The organism is Mesorhizobium sp. M7A.F.Ca.AU.001.01.1.1, assembly GCF_004022735.1.
Lineage (GTDB): Bacteria > Pseudomonadota > Alphaproteobacteria > Rhizobiales > Rhizobiaceae > Mesorhizobium > Mesorhizobium ciceri.
Window position 1 is genome coordinate 1 of record NZ_RZPF01000684.1, and the last position, 3,539, is coordinate 3,539.

The 3,539-nt window shown below is 61.1% G+C and carries 5 protein-coding genes; 1 reads left to right on the forward strand and 4 read right to left on the reverse strand.

Features of this window, described 5'->3' with window-relative positions; all coding sequences use genetic code 11:
* A partial coding sequence (locus EN884_RS29755) for a CHASE domain-containing protein (protein WP_128360907.1) occupies nt 1–1,295 on the forward strand: 1,295 nt, incomplete at its 5' end.
* 95 nt (nt 1,296–1,390) lie between these two features.
* On the opposite strand, the gene EN884_RS29760 is transcribed toward EN884_RS29755, so the two are convergent.
* The 4 genes from EN884_RS29760 to EN884_RS29775 all read right to left on the reverse strand — a co-directional run bounded on the left by EN884_RS29760 (nt 1,391) and on the right by EN884_RS29775 (nt 3,502).
* Nucleotides 1,391–1,636 (reverse strand): YMGG-like glycine zipper-containing protein, encoded by a 246-nt coding sequence (locus tag EN884_RS29760; protein ID WP_013529278.1) that lies wholly within the window; start codon nt 1,634–1,636, stop codon nt 1,391–1,393.
* Between the two features lie 83 nt (nt 1,637–1,719).
* Nucleotides 1,720–2,046: a hypothetical protein gene (locus EN884_RS29765; protein WP_013529279.1), complete on the reverse strand. Its 327-nt coding sequence runs from the start codon at nt 2,044–2,046 to the stop codon at nt 1,720–1,722.
* 121 nt (nt 2,047–2,167) lie between these two features.
* On the reverse strand, nt 2,168–2,347 hold the full coding sequence (locus EN884_RS29770) for a hypothetical protein (RefSeq protein WP_063169142.1): 180 nt from the start codon (nt 2,345–2,347) through the stop codon (nt 2,168–2,170).
* 123 nt (nt 2,348–2,470) lie between these two features.
* Nucleotides 2,471–3,502 (reverse strand): sensor histidine kinase, encoded by a 1,032-nt coding sequence (locus tag EN884_RS29775; protein WP_063169141.1) that lies wholly within the window; start codon nt 3,500–3,502, stop codon nt 2,471–2,473.
* Nucleotides 3,503–3,539: the final 37 nt, after the last annotated feature.

Genomic DNA, 3,539 nt, shown 5'->3' on the forward strand with positions numbered 1-3,539 from the left:
GCGACATGCTGCACGATTATGGCGTCAGTCATCCAATCTACCCGGACACCACGCAACCCTGGCGCACCCCTATCGTGCTGTTCGAACCGCTGGATCCATCCAATCAAGCCGGCATCGGCTACGACATGTTCAGCGAACCGGTGCGGCGTGCGGCGATCGAAAAGGCGATGTCCGACGACCAGCAGCATGCCAGCGGGCTGGTGCAGCTGGGCCAGGACACGGGCGCCGCGCAGACGTTCACCGGCTTCTTCGTTTTCGTGCGGCTCAATGTCGAAACCGCTCCCGACGTCATCAATGCTTCGAGATCCTCGACATCAGGTTTTCTCTATGCGGCCTTCCGGGCTCGCGATCTGTTCCAGACCGCGCTCAGCCGGTCGCCGCTTTTGCCGGTCAACACCGAAATCTATGATGGCGATGGTGCCGTGAACGGCGACAATCTGTTGTTCCGGTCGGAGACGCCGCCGGCTTCCACTTTCGGGAACAGGCTGCTGGTCACGCGAAAGATCATCGTCGCCGGACAGCCATGGACTGTCCTGTTCCGGCCGACAAGCGCCTTCTCGCAGCCGTCGTCGCGCGCCATTCCGGTGATGCTGGGGCTGTTCGGCCTGCTGTTGGCGGGCGCAATCGCGCTTGTGGCGCGCTATCAGGAGCGGGCCTATGAGGCAGCGTCGCGATTGCACGAAACGACGGAAAAGAGCCTGATCGAAAAAGACCTGATGCTGCAGGAGATGAAGCATCGCATCAAGAATTCGATCACCAGGGTGCTGGCGATCGCGCGTCAGACGGCATCGCGGGCGACCGACGTCAACGAGTTTTCAGCGTCCTTCTCGGCTAGGCTGCAGGCGATGGCGGCCTCCCAGGACATGCTGACGCGCTCACGCTGGCAGAAGGCCGATCTTGGCGATCTCCTGCGCATCGAGCTGGGTCAGGTGTTCGGCAAGGAGCTGCCCGATGAGCTGTTGTCGGGACCACAGGTGCTGCTCGACGAAACCACGACGCAAGCGCTCGGCCTGACCTTCCACGAACTGGCGACGAATGCGCTGAAATACGGCGAGGCCGGCAATTCCGTTGGGGCGCTGAAGGTGGACTGGTCGCTCGAAGGCCGAGGGCGCGACAGGGTGCTGGCTCTCAACTGGCGCGAAAACGGGCAGAAGAAACTTGAAGCGCCCGCCGAGACCGGATTCGGCACCAAGCTGATCGACCTCAACGTGACGCGCGAATTGCGCGGTACGATCAAACGGGATTACCAAGCCAATGGGCTGAACGTGGAAATCAAAATTCCACTCGCCAATTGAGCGCGACCGTTGCCGACAAGGGGGAAGCATCCAGACATCAAAAACCCGGAAGCCGGCGGACCGGCCTCCGGATCGACGTTTCGATTATCGCCGAATTAGTTGCAGCGAGCCGTGTAGATCCGGCCGCGATGATCGCGATATTGGCAATAGCCGTTGCGCAGGTTGCGCACCAGCAGGCCGGAACCGGCACCCACGGCCGCGCCGATCAGCGCGCCCTTACCGCCGCCGACCAAGCCGCCGACACCGGCGCCGATCAAGCCGCCGCCAACCACGTCCTTCTCAGTCGAGGTGCAGCCGCTGACCGCGACCACCGCAACCAGGGCAATAATCATCTTCCGCATAGAGTCACTCCTCACTTTGTGTCCTCACTTTAGTAAGCTCCAGCCGCCATTTAGCATGAAATGACGGCCTTTGCTGCTGCAATCTATTGTTGGTGAAGATAGTCTTTTTCTGGGCGTATCGTGTTCGATGCCATTACCAGGCTGGAAATTGCCAAAGACGCGTCAAGCGTACCATCGGCGCGCACATTCCAGACGATCTGATCATAGTCGTCCTCAAGCGCCGGATCGACCGCAAGGCATTTGGCGACGATGTGGTCAGCCTGCCCTTGCACGTCGCCCAAGACGAATGGGCGTTCGGCCACGCATTGCTCGGCCGTCGCGAAAACGCTTACGGGCACCTGGAGTTCACGGCAGTCGGCCATCGTGTTCGAGCAACCGATGACCAGCAACAATGCAGCGATATGTTCCATGGCGAGAAGTCCTCTCGCCATAGTAACGGTCTACATTCGCCAAAGTTCCTGGCTGGCTTGATCGGCCGGGGAAATAAGATGGCGCTACAGCCGATTCGGCCACCGGCCGAAACGAGGTGGCCTAGTAGACCAGTTGGTGCAGGGCGACCGCCATGATCACCGCCACCAAGGCCAGCGCAACTAGGCGCAAAGCTCCGTTGGGAACAGGAGCCAGCGGTGGCGTGGAAGCCTCTGAGTCCTCAAACTCGCCCATGGAAATCCGGGCGGCCTGCTCCAGTCTGTTCATGTCGGCAACCGTCAAGGCATTCCTCCCACCATGCTGTAAATCCTGCTGCGGAAATGTTCGGTGATGCAACAAGTTCCAGCGGTATCTGGGAAAAACAGCATCTGCTTTTATGGTGAACGGCGGGTTAAGGAAGGTCGCTCAATCCGTCTCGAAATTGCCGTGCGGAACGACAAGGCGGTATTCAAGGCGGCCAGCCGCGATTTCGAGCGTCGCCGTTCCGTTCAGTGACGCCGGCACGACCCGTTCGAGTGCGACGCTGCCGAAGCGCTTCTCGCTACGCCTGACATCACTGGCGCCGATTGCCTCCGCCCATGTCAGGGACAGGGAGGTTCCCGTGTCGTCGGCGGTCAGGTTGGCTGTAACATTGACGTACCCGCCGGGCCGCGACAGGGCGCCGTAGCTCACCGAATTGACGGCGAGTTCATGCATCGCAAGGCCGATATGCAAGGCAGCGTTGGGATTGAGATAGGGGTTTGCCCCCTGAAACCTCAGGCTCCGAACCGGATCGCCGCCATAGCGGCCAACCTGGCCCGATACGAGTTCGCGAAGTGCTGCACCCCGCCAGTTGGAAGAGGTCACGAGATCCTGGGACGAGGCCAGCGATTGCAGCCGGCCGCGAAAGCGTGTCAGGAAATCGCCGATGCTGTCGGAGTAGCGGCCGGTCTGGGTGGCTATGCTCTGGATGATCGCCAGCAGGTTTTTCGAGCGATGGCTCACCTCTCGCAACAGCGTCGTCAGGGTCTGCTCGCGGCGCTTCTGCTCCGTCGTCTCGACCATCGTGGTGACGACGCCTTGCACGGTGCCACCATCGCCGTGATCGGCATCGATCCACACCTCGAACCAGCGGCTGCCATCCTCGACGGGAACGCTGATCTCGAGACGTTGGGGGTTGCCGGATGCAATGACGTCGCGCTTGGCCGCGCCGATGCGGTCGGCCTGCGCCTCCGGCAGGATGCCGATGCTGTCGGCGGTGTCCGAAACCCAGGGCGCACGCATGTTGCGCGCCCATACGGTTTTCATCTCGCGATCCTGGTAGAGAACGGAAATGCCGGCATTGTGCAACGCGTGAAGAAGAGCACGGCCGAGCTGCATGCCGCTGTCGGCGGGATGGAGGGCGATGACTTCATCGCTTTGCACGGCGTCTTTCCTGTTTCCGGTCCTGGAACCCATCGGCCAATCTGTCCACCCAATTCAGGCTGAACGGCTC

Bases quoted from the DNA above. Each gene is read 5' to 3' on its own strand.
- EN884_RS29760 (WP_013529278.1), bottom strand. From the start codon at position 1,636: ATGCGGAAGATGATTATTGCCCTGGTTGCGGTGGTCGCGGTCAGCGGC.
- EN884_RS29765 (WP_013529279.1), bottom strand. From the start codon at position 2,046: ATGGAACATATCGCTGCATTGTTGCTGGTCATCGGTTGCTCGAACACG.
- EN884_RS29775 (WP_063169141.1), bottom strand. From the start codon at position 3,502: ATGGGTTCCAGGACCGGAAACAGGAAAGACGCCGTGCAAAGCGATGAA.